At 66.3% G+C, this 16,983-nt stretch carries 14 protein-coding genes; 8 read left to right on the top strand and 6 right to left on the bottom strand.

The genetic code is table 11. The features are described 5' to 3' along the window. The first annotated feature begins 8 nt into the window (after window positions 1–8). From GBA63_RS21250 to GBA63_RS21215, 8 genes are all read left to right on the top strand, one after another. Window positions 9–2,909 (top strand): CHAT domain-containing protein, encoded by a 2,901-nt coding sequence (locus GBA63_RS21250; RefSeq protein WP_166179422.1) that lies wholly within the window; start codon window positions 9–11, stop codon window positions 2,907–2,909. A 174-nt stretch (window positions 2,910–3,083) separates the two neighbouring features. Then, complete coding sequence (locus GBA63_RS21245) at window positions 3,084–4,430, top strand: S8 family serine peptidase (RefSeq protein WP_166179420.1); 1,347 nt, start codon at window positions 3,084–3,086, stop codon at window positions 4,428–4,430. A gap of 196 nt (window positions 4,431–4,626) precedes the next feature. Continuing rightward, window positions 4,627–5,214, top strand: coding sequence for a hypothetical protein (locus GBA63_RS21240; protein ID WP_207956973.1), 588 nt, complete (start codon window positions 4,627–4,629; stop codon window positions 5,212–5,214). 176 nt (window positions 5,215–5,390) lie between these two features. Then, window positions 5,391–6,503 carry a phosphotransferase enzyme family protein gene (locus GBA63_RS21235; RefSeq protein WP_166179418.1) on the top strand — a complete coding sequence of 371 codons (1,113 nt, stop codon included), beginning with the start codon at window positions 5,391–5,393 and terminating at the stop codon, window positions 6,501–6,503. 174 nt (window positions 6,504–6,677) lie between these two features. Next, window positions 6,678–6,890 carry a hypothetical protein gene (locus GBA63_RS21230; protein ID WP_166179416.1) on the top strand — a complete coding sequence of 71 codons (213 nt, stop codon included), beginning with the start codon at window positions 6,678–6,680 and terminating at the stop codon, window positions 6,888–6,890. A 52-nt stretch (window positions 6,891–6,942) separates the two neighbouring features. Continuing rightward, window positions 6,943–8,109, top strand: coding sequence for a glycerate kinase family protein (locus tag GBA63_RS21225; RefSeq protein WP_166179414.1), 1,167 nt, complete (start codon window positions 6,943–6,945; stop codon window positions 8,107–8,109). Continuing rightward, window positions 8,102–9,589, top strand: coding sequence for an SLC13 family permease (locus GBA63_RS21220; protein ID WP_207956972.1), 1,488 nt, complete (start codon window positions 8,102–8,104; stop codon window positions 9,587–9,589). Before GBA63_RS21225 ends, GBA63_RS21220 begins: the two co-directional genes overlap by 8 nt. Window positions 9,590–9,614: 25 nt before the next feature. After that, window positions 9,615–11,078, top strand: a complete 1,464-nt coding sequence (locus tag GBA63_RS21215; RefSeq protein ID WP_166179412.1) for a sensor histidine kinase — start codon at window positions 9,615–9,617, stop codon at window positions 11,076–11,078. A gap of 160 nt (window positions 11,079–11,238) precedes the next feature. On the opposite strand, the gene GBA63_RS21210 is transcribed toward GBA63_RS21215, so the two are convergent. From GBA63_RS21210 to GBA63_RS21185, 6 genes are all read right to left on the bottom strand, one after another. Beyond that, window positions 11,239–11,514, bottom strand: coding sequence for a DUF4242 domain-containing protein (locus GBA63_RS21210; RefSeq protein WP_166179410.1), 276 nt, complete (start codon window positions 11,512–11,514; stop codon window positions 11,239–11,241). 105 nt (window positions 11,515–11,619) lie between these two features. After that, entirely contained in the window at window positions 11,620–12,369 is a 750-nt protein-coding gene (locus GBA63_RS21205) for a HoxN/HupN/NixA family nickel/cobalt transporter (protein WP_166179408.1), read from the bottom strand. A 9-nt stretch (window positions 12,370–12,378) separates the two neighbouring features. Then, on the bottom strand, window positions 12,379–12,918 hold the full coding sequence (locus tag GBA63_RS21200) for an NUDIX hydrolase (protein ID WP_166179406.1): 540 nt from the start codon (window positions 12,916–12,918) through the stop codon (window positions 12,379–12,381). After that, window positions 12,915–14,438 (bottom strand): VWA domain-containing protein, encoded by a 1,524-nt coding sequence (locus GBA63_RS21195; protein WP_166179405.1) that lies wholly within the window; start codon window positions 14,436–14,438, stop codon window positions 12,915–12,917. Before GBA63_RS21195 ends, GBA63_RS21200 begins: the two co-directional genes overlap by 4 nt. 12 nt (window positions 14,439–14,450) lie before the next feature. Next, window positions 14,451–15,446 carry an AAA family ATPase gene (locus GBA63_RS21190; protein WP_166179403.1) on the bottom strand — a complete coding sequence of 332 codons (996 nt, stop codon included), beginning with the start codon at window positions 15,444–15,446 and terminating at the stop codon, window positions 14,451–14,453. 141 nt (window positions 15,447–15,587) lie between these two features. After that, window positions 15,588–16,955, bottom strand: a complete 1,368-nt coding sequence (locus tag GBA63_RS21185) for an iron-containing alcohol dehydrogenase (RefSeq protein WP_166180480.1) — start codon at window positions 16,953–16,955, stop codon at window positions 15,588–15,590. Between the last annotated feature and the right edge of the window lie 28 nt (window positions 16,956–16,983).

The following is a 16,983-nucleotide window of genomic DNA, read 5'->3' as shown; positions in this document are numbered from 1 at the left end:
ATGGGGATATGTCAGCCGAAGATGGAATCGAACCAGGTTTAGTAGAAGACCTCCTCGCCCTCCAGACGCGAGAGCAGCGGGTCGAGTTCTTGCGCAGAGCGGGATTGCTTGACGCCGGTGGATTAGACCGACTGCTCGATGCGGCCGACAGGTTGCTCAACGAAGATCCAGGCAAAGCGCAAAGATTGGCGGAACTCTGCGGCGGGCTGGCGGATGAGGCGAAGGCCGCCGCCGCCGTGCCACGCGCCGACTACATCCGTGCCGGCGCGCACAACCTGAACGGTGAGTTCGAGAGGGATCTTCGACTAACCGAATCTGCCCACGATGGATATATTGCGCTCGGGATGAACCTGGAAGCCCTCCGCACCAACGTCGGAAAGATGGCCGCGCTTCTTGAGCTCGGACGTTATCAGGAGGCCCTCGATGCCGGTCAGACCGTCCTTGACGCTCTGAACGGTGGGGGCGACCCCGACGTGAGCCCAACATCGCGAGAATTCGATCTGCTGACCGCCCTGGTACATCAAAATCGCGGTCGCTGCTTTGAACAGATGGGGCGTTACAGGGAGACGCTCGACGTCTACGCGGCTGCGGAAAAACACTACCGGAGACTCGGTATGAAAGAACGTCTCGGTGAGATCTTCGACAACCGAGGCACCATACTTTCTTATCTCGGCCGGGGCAACGAGGCGCTGGCTTCCCATGAGACTGCCGCTGCCATCTTCGATAAAGCGGGTCTCACCCTGTCGCACGCCATGTCCCTCAGCAATGTCGGAGAAACTCACTTGTGGCTAGGCAACTACACGAGTAGCCTCCGCGCATTCGAACGGGCGCAGCGGTTGTTGAGCCCCTCCGAAGCGCGTGCCGAACAATACTTTATCTTGCACAAAACGGCCGATACCTACCTCGCACTCAACCTGTATTCCGAGGCGCTAGTGTCGTACCAAGAAGTCGACAGCCTGCTGGAGTGCACTGGCATGACGCAGGACCGTGCCCAGACGCTTTGGGGCAAGGGTTCTGCGTTGATCGCCCTGTCAGAGCTGAAGGAGGCAGAAGGGGCGCTGGACGAAGCCACAAGGTTGTTCTCCACGGCTTACAACGTGCCCATGCTCTCCGGTGTGATGCTTGAGCAGGCAGCTTTGCTAGAGGCCCAGAATGAACACGAAGCCGCCTTGACAACGGCGCACCGGGCGCTGGATCTCGTCTCCAAAGACGACTGGCCGGTGCAGCAACTCTACGCCCGCTTGCGTCTTGCCGACCTGTTGCTGCCCGACGTTGGCGAGGCCGAGCCGCACCTGCTCGCGGCACGACGTCTGGCCGACCGGCTGGCGCTACCACAACTGCGCTACCGGCTGAACGAACGCCTCGGCCACCTGCGGCGCCTGCAAGGCCGCGAGGAGGAGGCGCGAGCACTGCTGGAGGCGGCGGTGGACGAGATCGAGCGCCTGCGCGGCGTCGTCTCCCACGACGCGATACGAGCCTCTTTCATGCGCGACAAGACCGCCGCCTACGAAGACCTCCTGCTGCTACACCTCGCCCGGGACGACGAGGAGAACGTCCGAGGCGCCTTCGCCGTCGCCGAGCGGGCCAAGTCCCGCTCGCTGGTCGACCTGATCACCGGGTTTGGCGAGAAAGAGCCGGTAAGGTCCGCAGACCCCGAGATGGGGAGCCGCATCCGGGCCCTGCAGGCCGATCTCAACGCGGTCTACGGCGAACTGTTGGGAGGCCCGGGTGTCGAAGAGCGTCCCTCGCCTCTCCCCGACCTGCACGCGCGGGCCGTAGAGTTGGAGCAGGAGATCAGTAGGCTGCGCCTGCAGATCGCCGCCGCCGACCCTACACGCGATCCGTTCGCGGCGTCGGCGTTGCCGGACGACGTCCAGGACCTGCTTCCGTCCGATACGACGTTGGTGGCCTATCATGCCCTTGGCGATGAGATCCTGGCCTTCGTCAGCGTCGAAGGACGCATCCGGGTCGTGCGCGGTCTCAGTACGGTGACCGGGGTCAACCAACTCTTGCGCAGGCTGGACGTTCAACTGGATCGCTTCCGCGCGGGCCAGGCGTTCGCCGAACGTCACATGGCGAAGATGGAGCGGTCGACGCGCCAGGTGTTGGCCGCGTTGTACGATGGGTTGATCGCCCCCCTCGAATCGCTCCTGGGTGGAGCGGCGTCCCGAGTCTCTGACGGCAGCGACCGGATTTCGCAGCTTGCCATCGTGCCACACGGTCCCTTGCATCGGGTTCCGTTCCACGCGCTGTTCGATGGTGAACGTTACCTGATCGAGAGCTTCGAGATCTCTTCCGCCCCCAGCGCCACGGTTTACTCGTTGTGCCAGAAACGGTCATCGTGGGACCGGGAGGGGGCGGCGGTGTTCGGCGTGGAGGACCCTTCGATTCCATCGGCGGCGGCTGAGGCCCGGACCGTCGCGGGGCACCTGCCCGGGGCGAAGGTGCGCGTGGGCGGGGACGCGACGATCGGATCTCTGCGGGGCGATGCGTCAGAGAGCGGTGCCCTGCACCTGGCTTGCCACGGCCTGTTTCGCTCCGACAACCCGATGTTCTCGGCTCTCAAGCTGCACGACGGCTGGTTGACGGCCGCCGACGCCATGAGCCTGAACTTGCCGGACGCCCTCGTCACGCTGAGCGCGTGCGAGTCGGGACGTGGCGAGGTGATCGGCGGCGACGAGATCCTCGGTCTGACCCGGGCCTTCCTCGGGGCAGGCGCCGCGACGCTCGTGGTCAGTCTGTGGCTGGCGCAGGACGAGGCGACGGCAGAACTGATGGGCGAGTTTTACGCACGGCTGCGCGACGGCGCGGGGCCGGCGCAAGCCTTACGCGACGCGCAGTTGGAACTTAAGGAACGGTACGCCCATCCTTACTACTGGGCGCCGTTCGTCTTGATCGGAAAGCGTTAGCGGCTCGTTCTTGTTTGTACGAAACGATGCCACCGCAATACTTGCGGAAAGGGCGTACGTCCCCAGCATTAGAGTTCTCTAATCTCCGTATCATCGGAGTCCAATGACGCACTCCTACCCTTAGGACTGTAGAAACGCCGTCGCCGACGGCGTGCTGCTCTTTGGGAGGGAACCATGGAACGTCTCACGATCCGGCAAACCGACTTCACATACACGGACACTTCGTCCCGGTACCCCGTTCTTTTTGCGCTGCTGGCGGCGGTGGCAGCGGCGCTGCTGTGCCTGTCTCTTGCCGGTCCTGCGGTCGCGGACGACGATGATGACGACGGGGGTGAGTTCGTCCCCCGGCAGGTCGTGGTGAAGTTCAAACCGGGAACCACCAACGCCAGTGTGGTGGCGTTCAACAAGAAGTTCAGGACCAGGACGCTCCAGGTACTACCGGGCGTCGAGAAGATTTATCTTGTCGGTGCGCGGGCGGGAGTAAACCCGGCCAGGCTGGCATCGCAGATGCGGAATGATGCACGCGTGCTCTATGCCGAGCCGAACTTCAGGGCCGGATCACCGGAAGGCAGCAGGCGGCACAATGCCCGTCCCGGCGGCACCCCCACACCTTCTCCCGAAGCCACGCAATACCGGAACCAATACGCTGTCAGCAACCTGAACCTGGCCGAAGCGCACCAGACCAGCCGGGGCGCGGGCGCGGTGGTGGCGGTGATCGACACGGGCGTGCAGCTCGGGCACCGGGAGTTTGCCGGCAAGATGGTTGCGGGCTACGACTTCGTCGGCAACGACAGCGGTCCCTACGATGTCGGCGATGGCAGGGACAACGACTTTGACGGCGTGAAGGACGAGATGGTCGGCCACGGCACGCACGTAGCCGGAATAGTGGCGCTGGCGGCGCCCGAGGCGAAGATCATGCCGATCCGGGCGCTCGATACGGAGGGCCGGGGCACGACGTTCGGGATCGCGAAGGCCATAAAGTTCGCCACCCGCCGCGGCGCCGACGTGGTGAACCTCAGCCTGGGCTCCTCGCGGAACACGGAGCTGCTCGGGGACCTGATCGGGGACGACGATGACGACGCGGGCCCCACGGTCTTCGTGGCCGCCGCCGGCAACGACGCCAACCAGGTGCTGCAGTTCCCCGCCGCCGAGGATGGCGCCATTGCCGTGGCCTCCGTGGACGACCAGAAGAAGAAGTCCGATTTTTCCAACTTCGGTGGCTGGGTGACGGTGGCCGCCCCCGGTACCGACATCTATGCCCCCTTCCCGACGAGTCGCTACGCGATGTGGAGCGGAACCTCGATGGCGACGCCGTTCGTGGCGGGTCAGGCGGCCCTGATCAAATCCGCCAGGCCTGGCGCCGACGCGGCCTGCGTCAAGGGATTCGTCGAGCAGACCAGGGACCCGTTGACGACCTCGGACCCGACGCATGGCGCCATGCTCGGCGGTTACGCGGACTTCGTGGAGAGCGTCGATCAGGCCTCCAACGCCACCGTCCAGTGTACGAGCAACGACGATTGACCCGGGGACAACCCCACCGACGAGAGGCCCCGCCATCACTGGCGGGGCCTCTCCTCTTGTCGGGCTCATTAGAGTCTTCTCATACTTCTTCGTTTAACTATCTTTTCACTTCGAGACCTGCACTTGTGGGGTGTAAGGCAAAGAGCTATCGGAGGCCGGCGGGGTCGTTCGGAGCCTGGAAAAAAGGAGCGAGGGTATGTCTAGCAGGATAATTTCGGTATCGTTGACGGGGATAATGGCGCTGGTCGTGGGTGTGGCGGCGCTGCTGATGGCGGCGTCTGCGGCGCAGGCCGAGGAGCGGGTCTGCCGGGGGACCATCGGCGGGGCCACGGTGGACAACTTGCGGGTGCCGCAGGGCGCGACGTGTACGCTGAACGGGACGAAGGTCGAGGGGACGGTCAAGGTCGAGCGGAGCGCGAGGCTCTTCGCCAACGGCATCAGGGTCAAGGGCAACGTCCAGAGCGAGGGCTTCCAGGCGATCTACCTCAGGCAGGGCTCCGTCGTGGTCGGCAGCGTGCAGCTCGAGAACGGGCTTCGGGGTGGCAACGGGCAGGTCTTGAACTCCAGGATCAACGGCGACCTGCAGTTCTTCTCCAATAGCGCCAGGATGGTGGCGCGGGGCAACACCATCCTCGCCAACTTCCAGGCCAACCAGAACGACGGCGGGCTCGTGATCCAGAACAACAGGATCTCCCAGAATCTCCAGTGCCAGTCGAACAACCCGGCCCCGGTCGGTTCCGGCAACACCGCCGGCGACAAGGAAGGACAGTGCACGAGGGTCTAGCCCTACCCGAACCTCCGAACTCAGCGCGAGGGCCGTCCCGAACGGGGCGGCCCTTTTCTGGTCCCCTGGGCCCGTGGCCGGCGCGAACATTAGAGGTTTCCAATCCGCGTCTAACTCTCCTGTAACACGCGACCTCTACCGTTGCCTACATGTTAGTCAACGGGTCGGGAGAGGGGGTGCGTCTGGAGCGCGCGGCGGCGCTGGCGGGGCTGGCGCTCGGGCGTTACGGCTTGCGCGGCGCCCGGCTTTATCCTGTGAGCCACGGCTTCAAGCAGGTCTTTCTGGTCGAATCCCGCTCCCACGGGTGCTTTGTCCTCAGGATGTACGGGATGCCGCCGAAGGTCGGGGAAGAGGAGCGCTCGGAACCCAGGTACCGCACGGGGCCCGGGCTGCGCTCCCTGGAGACGCTGCGCGCGCAGCTTTCGTGGCTCTCGGCCCTGCGCCGCGAGACGGACCTTGCTGTGCCCCAGCCGGTGCCGCTGCCGGACGGCTCGCTGGTCGGCGAGGTCTCCTTCGCCGGCCTGCCGCCTTCCCGGGCTTTGCTGCGGCGGGTTTCGGCCCGGCATGGGGAGTTCTACCGCCCTGACCACCCGCCGCGGCGCTTCGCGCTGTTGCGCTACTTGCCGGGCGAGACCAGGAGAGAGCCGTCCGCCGCCGACCTCTCGCGGGTCGGCCGCCTGGCTGCCGGGCTGCACGATCACGCCGAGCGCTACCGCTCCCTCGACGCTTCCGCGCTCCCCCGCTGGGACTGGAGCTGGCCTTTCGGGGCTTCGGCCCCGCTGTGGGATAGGGGTGAAACGTTCTACTCGACGGCTGAGATGTCCGTCTTCGAGGAGGTGGCGCGGCGCGTCCGCGGGGACTGCGGGGACCTGGGGCACGGGAGCGAGGTCTTCGGCCCCATACACCGCGACCTCAACCTCAAGAACCTCCTGTTCGGCGCTCGCCATGAGGGGGCTGGGGTGACGGACTTCGACCAGTGCGGCCTCGGATACTATCTCTTAGATCTGTCCGTGGTGCTACGCGCCCTCCGTCCCCTTTGGCGCCACGGCGAGCGTCCCGGACTTGCGGAAGGGCGGGCCCGGGAGGCGCTCTTCGAGGGATACGAAGAAGTCCGGGAGCTTCCCGCCAACCACGAGCGCCGCCTCGGTGCCTTCGACGCGATGCAGCGGGTGGCCGCCGTCAACAGGACCCTGGATCTCCGCGCCACACCCGCCGAATGCCGCCGGGCGCGCGGGGATAGCTTCCTCCGCGAATCGGTGGCCTGGCTCGAGCGGAGCTACCCGTGGTGAGCGCTGTCCACAACCGTCCGGGCGCCTCGGACGACTGAGCCGGACGACCGCCCGGAACCAAACGACGATTTAAGGTCGCAGGTCTTCTGCCCGTGTATTTTCCCCCCCACCTGACCGCACCCCTCGTTTAACAGCTATGAAACAGTGCAGGACGGCGAAGATCGGAGAGACGGTATGTTGCATCAGGGTCAGGAGAAGGCGCAGGTCACCAATATCAGCCGCTGGAAATCCGAGCGTGGCTGGCTCCTCCGGGACCGCGACGCGTCCGTGGCCGGGCGTTCCTTTGACGAGGACCTCGCGCTCTTCGAGCGGCAGGTTAGCGAGGAGGCCGACGAGAGGGCCGGACGTCTCGCCGGTTTAGCCTCCGGCGCGGCGTTGTCCGCCTGAGTCGATTCCCGTTCCGTAGAAGATCCAGAACCCCCGGAAGGAAGTGGTTTTCTTGCGCATCGTGGTGGCCCCATCGGGTTTCAAGGAGAGCCTCGGGGCGGAAGAGGTGGCCGATTGCATCGAGGCCGGCGTCTTGCGGGTCCTTCCCGATGCGGAGGTCCTGAAGGCCCCGATGGTGGACGGCGGGGAGGGCTTCACGAAGGCCCTCGTGACCGCCACGGACGGCGAGGTGCGCCAGGTCGAGGTTACGGGCCCCGTGGGCGAGCCCGTCGAGGGCCACTACGGCTTTCTGGGCGGGGACGGACCGAGAACCGCCGTGCTTGAGATGGCCGCCGCGGCCGGCCTCGTGCTCGTGCCGCGCGAGGTCAGGGACCCTTCCGGCACGACGACCTATGGCGTCGGGGAGCTCATCCGGGAGGCGCTGGACGACGGGGCGGAACAACTGCTCGTCGGCTGCGGGGACTCTGGCACCACCGACGGCGGCGCCGGCATGGCCCAGGCCCTCGGCGTCAGGCTTCTCGACAAAGATGGCAAAGAGATCGGGCGTGGCGGTATAGAGCTTGAGCGCCTCGCGAGCATAGACCTCTCGGGGCGCGACCCTCGTCTGGACGAGGTCGAGATAGACGTCGCCTGCAACTGGCACAACGTGTTGTGCGGGACCCGGGGCGTTGCGCGCGTCTTCGGGCCGCAGAAGGGTGCCACGCCCGAGCAGGTCGAGCGGCTCGCGGGGGCGCTTGACAACTACGCGGACGTGATCGGGCGCGAGCTCGGCGTGGACGTGCGCGAGACGCCGGGGAACGGGGCCTCGGGCGGGCTCGGGGCGGGGCTTTCGGCCCTGCTCGGCGCCAGGTTGCATCCGCGCTACGAGATCGTCTCGCGTTACCTGGAGGTCGAGAGCCTCATAGAGGGCTCGGACCTCGTCTTCACGGCCGAGGGCGGCATAGACTTCCAGACCCCGCGCGGCAAGATCCCGGCCGAGATCGCCACCCGCGCCAAGAAGTACGGGGTGCCCGTTGTCGCCATCGTCGGCACCGTCGGCAAGGGGGCCCAGATCAACCACGAACACGGCATAGACGCGTACCTGAGCATCCTCCAGCAGCCCTGCACCCTGGACGAGGCAATCGAGAACGCCGGAGAACTGGTGACGGTCTGCGCCGAAGACGTGACGCGGCTCGTGATGGTCGGGCGGGGCCTGACCGAGAACGTCGCCCTTGGCTAGCACGCCCGGCACCGGCCTCTGGGAGCGGGTCGACGCCCGCAGGGGCGACCCCGCCGTCGTCAAGGAGGGTCCCCCGGCGGGCCGCCGGCGGTTCCGGTGGGTGGTCGACGCCATGCTCCCGCTGGCGCTCACGGTGGTCGCCGGGGTGGCCGTGCTGTTGCCGGCGACGTTGCCGGGTGAGGCGCGGGTCGCCCTCTTCGGGTTCGCGCTGGCGACCATCCTGTGGTCCACGACCAGGCTCAACGCGGCCTACGTGGCGCTCGGGGCGGTGATGCTGACGATAATCGGCGGGGGAAGCCCGCAGGAGCAGCTCTACGACGCGTTGGCCTCGGACGTGATCTGGCTCATGATCGGGGCCTTCGTCCTCGGGGGGGCCATGCGCCGGACAGGTCTTGCCGGGCGCCTGACGGGCCTGGTCGTGAACCGCGCCCGCTCCGTGGGCGGCGTCTTCTGGCTGATGACCGCCGTGCTCGTGCCGCTCTCGTTCGTCATCCCCTCGACGTCGGGACGGGCGGCGGTGATGATGCCCGTCTTCCGGGGGGTGAGCGAGGCGGTGGAGGACCGAAAGGTCTCGCGCGCCTTAGCACTGCTCATACCGACCGTTATCCTCGTCTCGACCATCACCACGCTCATAGGCGCCGGCTCGCACCTCATAGCAAACGATCTTCTGGCCCAGATCTCCGACAGGCGCATCTCCTTCGCCCAGTGGGCGCTCTGGGGCGTGCCCTTCGGGGTCGCGGCCTCCGCCGCGGCGTGCTGGGTCATCACGCGCATGTTCCTGAACAAGGAACGTCGGAAGATACGCCTCGACATGAGGAGCGGAGAAGACCGCGGCTCCTTCTCGAAGGCGGAGCTGAGGACCATGCTCGTGCTCGTGGCGATGGTGGCGCTCTGGCTCACGGAGGGCCTGCACGGGTTCGAGATCGCTATCGTAACCATGATAGGCGCGCTCGTGTTGACGCTGCCCGGTATCGGGGTGATGAAGTGGAAGGACGGGCTGGGGAGCGTCTCGTGGAACCTCATAATCTTCGTCGGGGCGGCGTTAGCTCTCGGGCGGGCGCTCATAGACTCGGGGGCCGCGGAGTGGATCATCCAGAACCTCTTTGCCGCGAGCGGCGTGCGCGACGCCGACTCCGTGCTCCTGATCCTGCTCATCATAGCCTTCGTCTCCCTAACGAGCCACGTCTACATGACAAGCCACGCCGCCCGCGCCGTCGCCCTGGTGCCGCCCGTCTTGTACCTGGCGAACAGCCTGAACCTGGACCCGATGGCGGTCCTGTTTATCAGCACGGCCGGGATGGACTACTGCCAGACCTTCCCGGTAAGCTCCAAGGCCCTCCTGATGTTCCAGGAGGGCGGCACGGAGACCTTCGAGCCGGCGGACCTCTTGCGCCTGAGCGCCGTCCTGTTGCCGGTTCATGTGGTCCTTATAGTGGTCTTCTATTTCGGCTACTGGCAGTGGGTGGGGTTGTCGCTGTGACCGGGGGACCAGTTAGGGGAGACGGATGAACCTGCGGAGAAAGCTGCTTACGACCTTCGGGGTCTTGGCCCTGCTCGGGCTCACCATCGTCGGCGTGACGTTCTGGGTGATCCTGCAGTGGCAGAGCAGCTCGGAAGACCTCAACGGCCACTACCTGCGCAGCCTGGAGGTGCAGCGCATCCGGGCCGCCACCCTGGAGGCGACCCGCGAGGTCTCGGACGCGCTGGGCGACGAAGACCCGGACGCCAGGCAGGAGTTCGAGGACGCCCTGCGGGGCGTGGACAAGGAGTTCGAGCTGTGGTCCGACCTGGCCGAGACCGAGGGCGAGATGCGGCAGGTCAGGGAGGTCAGGGGCGCCTACGAGACGATCGTCGGGAACTCGCGGGAGTTCTTCGACCTGCTGGAGAGCGGGCGGCGCGAGGAGGCCGCGAGGCTCTCCGACGCGGTGATCGAGGAGGAGAACTTCGACGCTTTCAAGCGGACCACGGAGGCGGCCATAGCCTCGGACCGCGAGAAGCGCGACGTGGTCCAGGCAAAAGACAGGGACGTCCGGCGGACGGCGCAGCTCGTCCTGATCATCGCCGCCTTCGGCACGGTCTCAATGCTGTTCCTTCTCGCGGCCTACCTGGTCTCTGACCTGTTCCGCCCCTTGAGGGAAGTAGAGGACGCCCTCGACGACGTGGGCAGGGGAGACCTGAACCGGCGCCTCGACGCCGAGAGGAGCGACGAGCTGGGCGCGGTGAGCCGGGCCTTCAACGGCATGGTCGAGAGCCTCTCCAGGCGGGAGCGGATGGGCGGCCTTGCCTCGGGTCTTGCGGAGGGGGCCGGAGAGGAGAACGGCGCGGCGTGGCGGGACGCGCCCTCGCGGGTGACGCTGCACCGTCTGGTTTCCCAGCTGCGCTCCAGGGTCGCCCAGTTGAGCCAGGACGAGACCCCGTACGCCGCCAAAGAGCAACGCGAGCTCATCTCCCAGCTCGACGGACTCTCCCAGGCGGTGGCGCGGGTAACGGAGTTCGGCTTCCCGCTCGACCTCGACCTGTCGCGCACGGACGTCCGGGCGCTCCTCTACAGGGTCTTCATGCGCTTCCAGGACGAGTTCGCCGAGCGGGCCGTCAGCCTGGACCTCGAGATAGCCCCCGAGGTCGGCCACGCCGTCGTCGACAAGCTCAAGCTGCGCGAGGCCGTCGCCGAGCTCCTGCGCAACGCGCTCGAAGCCCTGCCCGAAAACGGCGGGCATCTCGGGCTACGTTCGCGTCTCTCCGAAGACGGCACGGAGCTTCTGATCGAGGTAGCAGACGACGGCGCCGGCGCCGAGCAGTCGCTCATAGACCGCGCCTTCGAGCCCGGCGCCTACGACGACGGTGGCCGGCCCCGCACCGGCCTCACCCTGACCAGGGCCGTGGTGGAGCAACACGGCGGACGTTTCGGCATCGAGAGCGAGCCCGGCGAAGGCACCTACGCGCAGATACGCCTGCCGCTGAGGGGATAGTTGTCGGCCTTCGGCGATCAGCTTTCAGCCCTTCTTGGGTCCATCGTCCTGCATCACTCAGTAAGAACGAGTTTTGAAACCCGCTCGCCCGTACTCTTCACGATGCAAAAAGCTGACCGCCGAAGGCTGATAGCTGACGGCGCGGCCGGCAATCCGGCCGCTACGCCTCTGCCGTGGTCGGGTCTATGGTGGAGCGGACCATAGAGACGCGGTTGGCGGGGAACCCGCCCTGCTCGGCGTGGTCCCGGATCGCCTGCTCGTCGGGGGCGATGTAGGTGCAGTAGATCTTGTCGTCCGTCACCTGACTCTCGACCCACTGGATGCTCGGTCCCATGTCGTTGAGCACGTTGCACGACGTCTGCGAGAGATCCCGCAGGTCCTCGGCCGACATGCTCCCCGCCCCGGGAACCTCGCGTTCGATCACGTACTTGGGCATTGCGTCCTCCCTCTCTGGACCTCTGGTCCCTATCTCTGCCATCCTCTGTCTCAAGACGAAAAGCCGAAAGCTGATGGCTGAAAGCCGACGGCTGAAAGCTGACGGCTAAAACGGATACACAACCATCCCCAGTGCGCCCAGCGCGTACCACGCCCCGAACGCCACGCCGAACAGGCCCAACGCCGGCGCGACCTTCTCGAAGTTGCGGCCTATGGGCCCGCCCGCTATTACGAGGCCGAAGGCGGTCGAGAGGATCGCCATCGAGACCGCCGTCCCGGTGGCGAAGAGCAGCAAGGCGCCCGCGGCCTGCGCCTTGTCCGAGATGGTCGAGAGCAGGAGCAGGGTGAGCCCGCCCGAGCCGCCGATGCCGTGCACGAGCCCGACCCCGTAGGCCCCCAGCGGCGTGCGCCTCTTGTGGGCGTGCTCGTGGGCTTCGTCCCGCGCGTGGGAGTGGACGTGGCGGTGGGTATCCCCGTCGTGGGTGTGGGCGTGGGCGTGGAACAGGCCGCGCCGCCAGCGCAGGAGCAGCCTCACGGCGAGAACGATTATTATGGCCCCGATCAGGGTCTCCGCAACCTGCTGAACGACCGCGGGCAAATAACGGTTGAAGAGCACCAGCGGCAGCCCCAAAAGCACGAGGGTCGTGCCGTGCCCCGCGCCCCAGAAGAGACCCATGTACCCGGCCTTGCGGACCTTATCGTGGTCCTCATCCGAGGCTATGAGGGTGGTCACCGCCGCGAGGTGGTCGGGGTCAGAGGCGTGGCGCAGCCCGAGCAGGGCGCTGATTAGCAGGATCACGCCCAGGCTCGCCGAACCATGCATCGAGCCTTCGAGCCAGCCGTCCAGTGCCGCCACCCGCTCCTCCTAACCTCTCTGTGCCAGGGCCGCCCGCACGAACCCGCGGTCGTGTTCCCAGGCGAAGTCTACGCCTTCGACTTCCTCCGCGCCGATCCAGAGCGCCTCGGCCACGTCGTCGGCCGGGTCCGGCGTGCCTCTCAGAATGCGCGCCCGGAACCCGATGGCGAGGACCCACACCCCTTCGGGGCCGTATGTGTGGGGGGCGAGGAGCACGGGTGTCGGGTCCACTTCCAGTTCCACCCCCAGCTCCTCCCTGGCCTCCCGCCTGAGGCCGTCGACCGGATGCTCCCCGACCTCCAGGAAACCGCCCGGCACGTCCACCTTGCCCCTGTGCGGCTCGCGCGCCCGCACGGTGACGAGCGCCTTGTCGCCGCCCACGATCGCGGCCCCAACCGCCGGCACCGGGTTGCGGTACCACGACCGGCCGCAGAGGGGACAGGTAACGCCGCCGCTCGGGCGCGGGTCCGTGAGCTTCGTGCCGTCGGCCGGGCAGTAGCGGAAGGGTTCGGTGGGGGAGAAGGGGACCTTCCGGGCGGTCCCGCTCACGCCCGCGTCCTGACGAGGTCCTCGGCGACGCCGGCGAGTTGGTCCACGGTCCTCACGACCTCGACGCGGTCGCAGAGCGGTTCGTAGAGGGGCATGTCGCAGGAACCGAGAGACCAGCCCCACCTGGGTTCGGGGGTTATCCAGATCACCTGCCGCACGTGCTGCGAGATCTCCTCGAACGCCGCGACGTTCGGGTCCTTGCCGTTGTTGCGCCCGTCGCCGAGCACCACCAGCGTGGTCCTGTGGTTTATGGTCGGCAGGTAGCGGTTCTTGAACTGCTCGGCGGCGCTCCCGAAGTCGCTGTTCACGTCGGCGTCTATGACGCGCCCGGAGAAGACCTGCTCCACGGCCCGGTCCATGCTGCTCTCCTCGAAGACCTGCGTAACCTCGGCCATCTCGGCCACGAAGACGAAAGTCCGCACCTTCGAGAACAGGTTCTGCATCTGGTAGACCATGTGAAGCCAGAACCGGCTCAGGTTCCTGGTGCTCAACGACACGTCGCACAGCATCGCTATCCTGGGGCGCTTTTCGTGGTGGCGGCGCAGGACGGGGTCGAAGGGTATGCCGTCGTAGCGCACGTTGCGGCGCAGGGTGTGGGGGACGCTGATGTGCCCTGTGCGGTCCTGTTTCAGGCGGCGGGTCTTGGCGCCGTGGATCTGGCGCGCCATCCGCCGGATGGCCGCCTCGGTCTCCCGCTGCTCTGCCGGGGAGAACTCGAAGACCTTGCGTAAAGATCGACGCATCAGCGCCGAGTCGTCCTTCTTTTTCTCCAGCTTCTTCTGGCGCTCGACCATCTGCTCTATAAGCTGGGGCAGGCCGCGCAAAATCTCCTCGCTCTGCTCCTCCAGCTGGCGGATGAGCGCCTCGTCCACGTCCATGTCGTGGAGGTGGTCCAGGAGCCCCTGAAGGTCGGCCGCCGAGACGTCGAGCGGCAACTCCTGGCCCTGCCCGTGGGTGACGAGGTCGCCCGGGTTGAACATGTTTCGGGCCCGCCTGAGCCTGAGCTGGTGCGTTATGCGCTGCAGGGCCTGGTTCAAGGCTCCAGGATTGCGGTTCAGGATCAACTCCTGCGAAAACATCGAGAGGCGCATCTTGTCCGCCTCCCCATGAATGTCCTCCGAAGGCCGCATCCGATCCTCGTCGAAGTACTTGCGGAAGTCCGTGTTCTCCTTGTCCTCGTGGCTGTGCTCCTCCGAGTCGGGAGCCTCGCCCCCCGCGTCCTCCCCGAACTCCATGCTCGTCGGCTGCCCGTGATCGTGGTCGTGGTCGTGAACGTCAAGCTTCGCCCGCGGCCTCTCTTGCTGCGGACGCAAGCTGAAATACACGTCGAAGAGCCGATCGAAAGTCTCGATGTCTTCCAGGTTCTTGACTAGGGTGGTCCGCAACGTATCCCGCGCCACCCCGTGCTCCCCAAGCCCGACCTGCCCGAGCGCGTGCAGCGCGTCCAGGCTCTCCGCGGGAGAGACCCTGAGCCCGTGCCGCCTCAAGACCTGCACGAAATCGTTGATTACGGTGTCCATAGAGGAGTTCCCCTAATGGGCGTGCTTGTGGGTGGAGCGGTGCATCTCGTACATCCCCTCGTTCTGCTTCTCGCCCGTTGGCTCCTTCTGGCCGAGGTCCTTGCTCTCGGCCGCGCCCCTGACGTGCGCGAGCACCTTGGCGGCGTCGCGGTCGTACTTGACGATGACGCTGAGGGTCTCTTCTATGAGGTCCTTGTTCAGCGACGGGGCGCCGAGGACGACGAGCGAACGGGCCCAGTCGAGGGTCTCGCCGATGCTGGGCGACTTGCGGAGGTCGAGGGACCTTATGGACTGGATGGTGCCGACGAGCTCGTCCGCGAGCACCTCGCCGACGCCGGGGGCCTTGAGGCGCACTATTTCGAGCTCCACCTCGGGGCTCGGGTAGTCGATCTGCAGGTGCAGGCAGCGGCGCTTGAGGGCCTCGGAGAGCTCCCTGGTGCGGTTCGAGGTCAGGATGACGACGGGGGGATGCTCGGCCTTGACGGTGCCTATCTCCGGGATCGAGACCTGGTAGTCGCTCAAAAACTCGAGCAGGAACGCCTCGAACTCCTCGTCCGCGCGGTCGATCTCGTCCAGGAGCAGAACCGGCGGCGTCTCTGAGGTTATGGCCTGCAGGATCGGGCGCTCGACGAGGAAGTTCTCGGAGAAGAAGACGTCCTCCTGGTCGCGCAACGCCGCAGCCGCCTCGCGCAGGCCCTTGGTGGGGCCTATGAACTCCCCGATCTTCTCCCGCAACACCTGCGTGTACAAGAGCTGCTTGCCGTACTCCCACTCGTAGAGCGCTTTTGCCTCGTCCAACCCCTCGTAGCACTGCAAACGGATGAGCGAGCGGCCCGTGGCGGCGGCGAGCGCCTTTGCGAGCTCGGTCTTGCCCACGCCCGCCGGGCCTTCTATGAGCACCGGCTTGTCCAGCTTGACCGCCAGGTAGACCACCGTCGCCAGCCGCCTGTCGCAGACGTACTCCTGCCCCGCGAGCTTCTCCCTGACCTCTTCGATGCTCTCGAACAAAATGCTCCTTTTGTAGAGGCTTCAGGTTTCAGGCATCAGGTGCTCGCGGTGGCTTCGTTTTACGCGACAACGCTGCTCCGTAAGACCTGAAACCTGATGCCTGATGGCGGGGATGGTGCACCATCCCCGCCATCCCGTGTGCTACGCCGGCTGGCGTCCGACGCCCGGGCTCTCGCCCCGGGCCTCGTAGCCGTGGGTGCGGCGGCCCATCTCGGGAGCGGTGCCCCAGATGCTCTGCCTGTAGCCGTTGCTCGTCTTGACGCCCATCCCGTCGTACATGCAGTCGCGCAGGACCTCCTTGGCGCCCTCGACGGTGAGGTCGCGCGGGTTACCTGGCGTGCAGAGGTCGCCCATCATGTGCTCGGCCATCTTCTGCAGCTCGCCGTCCTCGGATGCGATGGCGCCGGTAGTCTTGCCCTCGTACCAGCCCTTGCCCATCCTCGTCTTCGGGTACTCGGCGACCTGGCCCCAGTTCTCCGGGCAGCCGCAGTCCTTGACGAGCCGGATGACCTCCTCGATGGCCGCGTCCGCCGCCTGGGGGGTATTCATGTTGCGCGTGTCGACGCCCATGGCACCCGCTATGTCCGCGTACTTGTCGGGGGCGGCCGGCTGGTTGTACGTCCACACCCGCGGCAGCCCGATGCCGTTGTTCAGGCCGTGGTGGATGTCGTAGTACGCGCAGACCGCGTGCGAGAGCGAGTGCAGGATGCCGAGCAAACCCGTCGAGAAAGCCTGCGCGGCCATGTACTGCGCCCAGACCATCCCCTCCATCGCCTTGAAGTTCTTCGGGTTGTAGGTCGCCTCGCGCAGGTTCTCCTGAACCAGCCTGACGGCGGCGAGGGCCACCGGCGTCGTAGACGGGTGCTGGACCCGGCCGACGTAGCACTCGGAGGCGTGGGCCATCGTGTCGAAGCCCGTGTAGGCCACGTATTCCGGCGGCTGCGTCATGCACAGCACGGGGTCGTTGATGGCGAGCGTCGTGATCGCCGCCCGGTCGAACCCTACCCACTTGTGCGGGGCATCCGGCGAGGAGAGGTCCGTGATCACGTACGCCGGCGTCGTCTCCGAACCCGTCCCTACGGTCGTGTTGATCGCGATGTGCGCCGGGTTATCGAGCGTCTCCGATGCGTTGACGGCCTGGAACTCGTTGACGTTCCTGCCGTCGTGGGCCGCAACGACCCTGGCGCCCTTGGTCGTGTCGTGCGCGGACCCACCACCGATCGAGACGAAGCCGTCGCACTCTGAGTCGGCGAACGCCTTGTAGGCGTCCATGACGTTGTAGTCCTTGGGGTTCGACTCGACCTTGTCGTAGACCGAGACCGAGACGCCCGCGTTCTCGAAGTTGGTCTTGCACTCGTCGATGATGCCCGTGCCCCTCAGCCCCGTGGTCACGAAGAGCACGTGCCTGAGCCCCATCGCAGCCGCCTCGGGACCCGCGTTCTCGTACGCCCCTGCCCCGCACAAAGACCGCGGTTGCTTGAAGAACTCCTTTATCGGAAACTCGAACATCTTGGAGGTATCCACTAACCGAACTCCT

It is taken from the genome of Rubrobacter tropicus (genome assembly GCF_011492945.1).
Classification (GTDB): Bacteria; Actinomycetota; Rubrobacteria; order Rubrobacterales; family Rubrobacteraceae; genus Rubrobacter_D; species Rubrobacter_D tropicus.
Note: the sequence above shows the minus strand (reverse complement) of the source record. Positions and strands in the feature narration are given on the sequence as shown.

Coding starts and splice junctions, on each gene's coding strand:
- GBA63_RS21250 (WP_166179422.1), top strand. CDS start 9: ATGTCAGCCGAAGATGGAATCGAACCAGGTTTAGTAGAAGACCTCCTC.
- GBA63_RS21245 (WP_166179420.1), top strand. CDS start 3,084: ATGGAACGTCTCACGATCCGGCAAACCGACTTCACATACACGGACACT.
- GBA63_RS21240 (WP_207956973.1), top strand. CDS start 4,627: ATGTCTAGCAGGATAATTTCGGTATCGTTGACGGGGATAATGGCGCTG.
- GBA63_RS21230 (WP_166179416.1), top strand. CDS start 6,678: ATGTTGCATCAGGGTCAGGAGAAGGCGCAGGTCACCAATATCAGCCGC.
- GBA63_RS21215 (WP_166179412.1), top strand. CDS start 9,615: ATGAACCTGCGGAGAAAGCTGCTTACGACCTTCGGGGTCTTGGCCCTG.
- GBA63_RS21210 (WP_166179410.1), bottom strand. CDS start 11,514: ATGCCCAAGTACGTGATCGAACGCGAGGTTCCCGGGGCGGGGAGCATG.
- GBA63_RS21195 (WP_166179405.1), bottom strand. CDS start 14,438: ATGGACACCGTAATCAACGATTTCGTGCAGGTCTTGAGGCGGCACGGG.
- GBA63_RS21185 (WP_166180480.1), bottom strand. CDS start 16,955: ATGTTCGAGTTTCCGATAAAGGAGTTCTTCAAGCAACCGCGGTCTTTG.